Origin of the sequence: Janthinobacterium sp. CG3, assembly GCF_000344615.1 — a bacterium.
Taxonomy (GTDB): domain Bacteria; phylum Pseudomonadota; class Gammaproteobacteria; order Burkholderiales; family Burkholderiaceae_D; genus Janthinobacterium.
The window spans coordinates 779,888-784,444 of record NZ_KB467824.1 but is presented as its reverse complement, the minus strand read 5'-3'; the positions used below and the strand labels follow the sequence as shown (position 1 = coordinate 784,444).

1 protein-coding gene is annotated in these 4,557 nt (G+C 68.2%); it reads right to left on the bottom strand.

Annotated features, from left to right (window positions below; all coding sequences use genetic code 11):
- The coding region (locus JANGC3_RS28285) for an SDR family NAD(P)-dependent oxidoreductase (protein ID WP_198291983.1) at window positions 1–4,472 on the bottom strand (4,472 nt) is incomplete at its 3' end.
- Window positions 4,473–4,557 lie beyond the last annotated feature (85 nt).

Here is a 4,557-nt window from a genome sequence, read left to right as displayed (position 1 = left end):
GCAAGCGCATCCACGCCGGCGGCCGGCGCCGCCGGCACCCAGTAGCGCTCTTTCGCGAATGGATAGGTCGGCAGGCTGATGCGGCGCGGCGCGGCCGCGCCATACAGTTTGTGCCAGTCGAAGCCGAAACCGCGCACCCACAGGCTGAGCAACTTGCCGTACTTGCCTTTGGCGATCCAGGCGTCGACGATGCCTCCCATGTCTTCATCCGCCGCAAACAGGCCGACGACGCTCTTCTCGCCCCGTACCTGGCCGCGGTACACTTCCTCGCTGCCGTCCACGCCGCCGAGCCAATCGCCGAGCTGGTTGCGCAAGGACTGCAGCGAATCGGCCTGCATGGCCAGCCGCTCTTCCATCGCCTCGCGCCCGGTCTGCAGGGTGTAGGCGATATCGGCCAGGTCGGCGTCGGTCCAGCCGTGCCGGTCCAGCACATCGGCAAGTTGCCGGGCCTGCGCCTGCAAAGCCTGGACGGTGCGCGCCGACAGCACCACCAAGGCCGGCCCACCGCGCGCGGCGCCACCGGCCGCGGTCGCGACATGCTCCTGGATCACCAGGTGGGCGTTCGAGCCGCCCGCGCCGAACGAGGAGATCCCCGCGATGCGCGCGCCTTCGCGCCGCACGCCGTCGCGCATGCTGACGGGCCGCTTCCACTCGGCCAGTTCCTGCTGCACCACGAACGGGCTGGCGGCGAAGTCGATATGCGGATTGAGCACGGCCGAGTGCAGCGACGGCGCCAACTGGCCGTGCCGCATTTGCATCAACACCTTGGTCAGCGCCGCGATGCCGGCGGCGCTCTCGCAATGGCCGATATTCGACTTGACCGAACCGATGGCGCAAAATTGCCGGTCCTGCGTCTGCTCGCGGAAGGCGCGGCTCAAGCCGGCGATCTCGATCGGATCGCCCAGCGAGGTGCCGGTGCCGTGCGCCTCGAGGTAGCTGATGTCGCGCGCGTCGACGCCGGCGCGACGCAAGGCCCGCGCCACCACTTTGCTCTGCGCGCCCGGATTGGGCACCGTGTAGCCGTTGGTCTTGCCGCCGTGGTTGAGCGCCGATCCCTTGATGACGCCATAAATGTGGTCGCCGTCGGCGATCGCCTTCGCGAGGGGCTTGAGCAGCACCGCGCCGACGCCTTCGGCCGGCACGTAGCCGTCGCCGCCCTGGCCAAAGCTTTCGCACTGGCCGCTGCTGGAGACGAATTTGCCCTGGCCCAGCATCAGGTATTTATTCGGATGCACCGACACGTTCACGCCGCCGGCCAGGGCCAGCTCGCAATCACCCTCCTGCAAGCTCTGGCACGCCAGGTGGATCGCCGTCAGCGACGACGAGCACATGGTGTTGATCGCCATGCTGGGACCGTTGAAGTTACAGAAGTACGACACCCGGTTGGCCACCGACGACGGATTCGACGACACCGCGACATGGCGGCCGCGCGCATGCGCCTCCGCGCCGAACAACTGGTATTCCTCATACATCACGCCGACGAAAACGCCCACGTTGCCTTGCGCCTGCCTGGCCAGCGTCTCGCGGGTATAGCCGGCGTCTTCCAGCGTCGCATAGGCGCACTGCAGGAACAGGCGCTCCTGCGGATCGGTGAATTCCGCATGAAGCGGCGGCATATTGAAAAACATCGGGTCGAATTCGTCGACGCCGTCGATGAAGCCGCCCCATTTGCTGTAAGTCATGCCGGGCTTGTCGCGGTCTGGATCGAAGTACAGACCGTGGTCCCAGCGCTCCGGGGGGATTTCGGTGATGCTGTCCTTGCCGTTTTTGAGGTTGTCCCAGAACGCCTGTACATTGTCGGCCTGCGGGTAGCGTCCGGCCAAACCGACGATGGCGATATCCTTGCCAACGTCCTTGCCCGCCTCCTGCACGCTATCGCGGCGTGCCGCCGGGGCGGCGCCCGCATAGCGGCCACGCCGCGGCGTGGCCGCCGGCGCAGGCTCCGGCGCGGTAGCGGTCGCGGTCGCGGCAGGCGGCGCGGCGGACGGCGGCACCGGCGCCGGCGCATTCAAACCCAACACCTCCTGCAGCCGCTGCGGATAGGCCTGGATGAAGTAATCGATCAGGTTTTGGGTCGTGTGGTGTTCGAATACCAGCGTCTTCGACAGGGCGCCGAAGACCTTTTCAAGCTGGCTCACCAGACCCATCGCCATGATCGAATCGATACCGTACTTGTCCAGCGGCGCGGCGACATCGATGCGCTCGGCCGACAGTTTGATGACGCCCGAGAGCAGTTTCGTAAAATACTGCGCCGCCCGGCCGGCCAGCAGATCGGCCGACGCCATCGGCGCCGCCACCACGGCCGCGGCGGCAAACGCCGCGGCGACGGGGGCGGCGGGCGCCTGCCAGCTGTGGCGCATCTGTGCGGCGTGGCCCTGCATCACCACCATATGGTCCTGACCGGTGGCCAGCACGCGGTATAACGCGGCCACGCCGTCGGCGCTGGCCATGGCCAGCATGCCCGAGCCTTGCGCCAGCAGTTGCTCGGCCTGCTGGTCCATGCGCATGCCGCCGTCCTGCCACAGCGGCCAGTTGATCGAAACCGTCCGACCGTGGCGCTGCTCCAAGGCGACCAGGCTGTTGCGGTAGACGGCATAGGCGTCCATAAAGGCGTTGGCGGTGGCGTAATCGGCTTGACCCGCGTTGCCATAGGCGCCCGCCAGCGAGGAAAAGCAGATCAGGAAATCGAGTTTCAGCTTCTTGCTGGCCTCATCCAGATGCAGCAGCCCCAGGGTTTTCGGCGCCAGCACCGCCTGCAACTCGCGCGTCGTTTTCTTCAGGATGAAATTGTCGCGCATGATCCCGGCGCTATGGATGATGCCGTCGAGCGTGCCGTAATCGCGCACGATACCATCGACCAGTGCCGACACCGCCGCCTTGTCGGCGACGTCGGTTTGAACGTATTGCGCGCGCGCGCCCAGCGCCTCGAGCGCCCGCACCTGGCGCTGGCTGGCTTCGCCGGGCGCCGAGCGCCCGGTCAGCACCAGCGTGGACGCCGCCGCCTGTTGCGCGATCTCCCGCGCGAAGATCAGCCCCAGCCCGCCCGCGCCGCCGGTGATCAGGTAGACGCCGCCGGCCTTCCACGGCTTGTGCATGGCGCGCGCGCCGGCCGTCACCTCCTTCCAGCCGGCTACCCAGCGGCCGTCATCCTCGTAGCGGATATGCCGGTCTTGCGGCATGCGGCGGTTTGCCAGCAGCTTCTCGCGCAGGCCATCGCCCTGCTGCGCGTTGTCCAGCGCGATCAACTGGCCTATCAGGTGGGGGTTTTCCAGGTGCGCCGTTTTCAGCAGGCCGCTCAGCCCCGCCATCAGCTGGTGCCCGCTCAGCGCGGGAACGACGATCTGGAACAACACCTTGCCGACCGGCCGGGACTGCAATATCCACTTGATTTCCTCGAAGGCGGCCACGGCGTAGCGCTGGAAGTCGTCCACCATTCCGTTGTGATGCGAAGCGATCTGGATACAGCGCGCGCCGGTCGGTCCGACCACCTCCTGGCCGGCGATACCGGCCATATCGCAGATCATCACCACGTGCTGGACATACACGGGTTGCTCGGCGTCCGGCGCCACTTCGCTGGGCTGCCATTCCGGTTCCAGCAGCACGGTATGGTCCTCGGCATGGGCCGCGCCGAAGTCGGCGGAAAGCCCGCGCGAAGCGAAGCCGACCAGGCGCACGCACAGCTTGCCGTCCGGGTCGCACAGGTCGATATCGAGCCTGCGCACGCGCTCGCCCGGCTGCGCGCCAGCGCTGGTGCGCACCAGCGCCCACATGCTGGTACTGCATTCGCCCAGGATATCGATGCGCTCCAGGCCGAACGGAAGCGGCGCCTTGGCGTCGGCAACGCCCAGCGACAGCCCGATCGGCGCCTGCAGCGCCGCGTCCAGCAGGCTCGGATGCAGCAGGTAGCGATGCGCCTGCGCCGCCTGCGCCGCCGGCAGTTCCAGCCGCGCCAGTACCTGCCCCTCGCCCACGTACACCGCGGCCAGCGCCCGCTGGGCCGCGCCGTATTCAAGGCCCAGCTCGCCGAGCATCGCGTAGCACTGCGCCGCCGACAGTTCGGCCACGCCGCACGCCGCGCGCGCACCGGCCAGATCGCAATACTGCGCCGCCGCCGGCGCGCCGGGCACGCCCGTGGCCGCGCTGTGCAGCACCGTCTCGCCGTCGGCCTCGCTGTAGATTTCGATGCCTATCGTGCCGTCCGCTTCCGGGAACAAGGCCAGGTGCAGCTCGGCCGACGTCCCCTCGCGCAGCGCCAGCGGGCGCGACCAGCTGACATCGCGCAATTGCCAGGCATGCTCGGCCCCGCCCGCCTGCGCCAGCCCGGCGCGCGCCATTTCCAGGTAGGCCACCGCCGGCATCACGCGCCGGCCCTGGATCACATGGTCGGCCAGGAAGAATTCCTCGCCGCTGAAACGGCTGCTAAAGCGCGGCCCCGTCACATCCGACGTGTTGCGCTGCAATAGCGGGTGCAACCATCCCGCGTCCAGCCCCGGCGCCGCGGCCACGGGCGCAACCGGCGCGCAAGGCGCGATCCAGTAACGCTCGCGCGCAAACGGA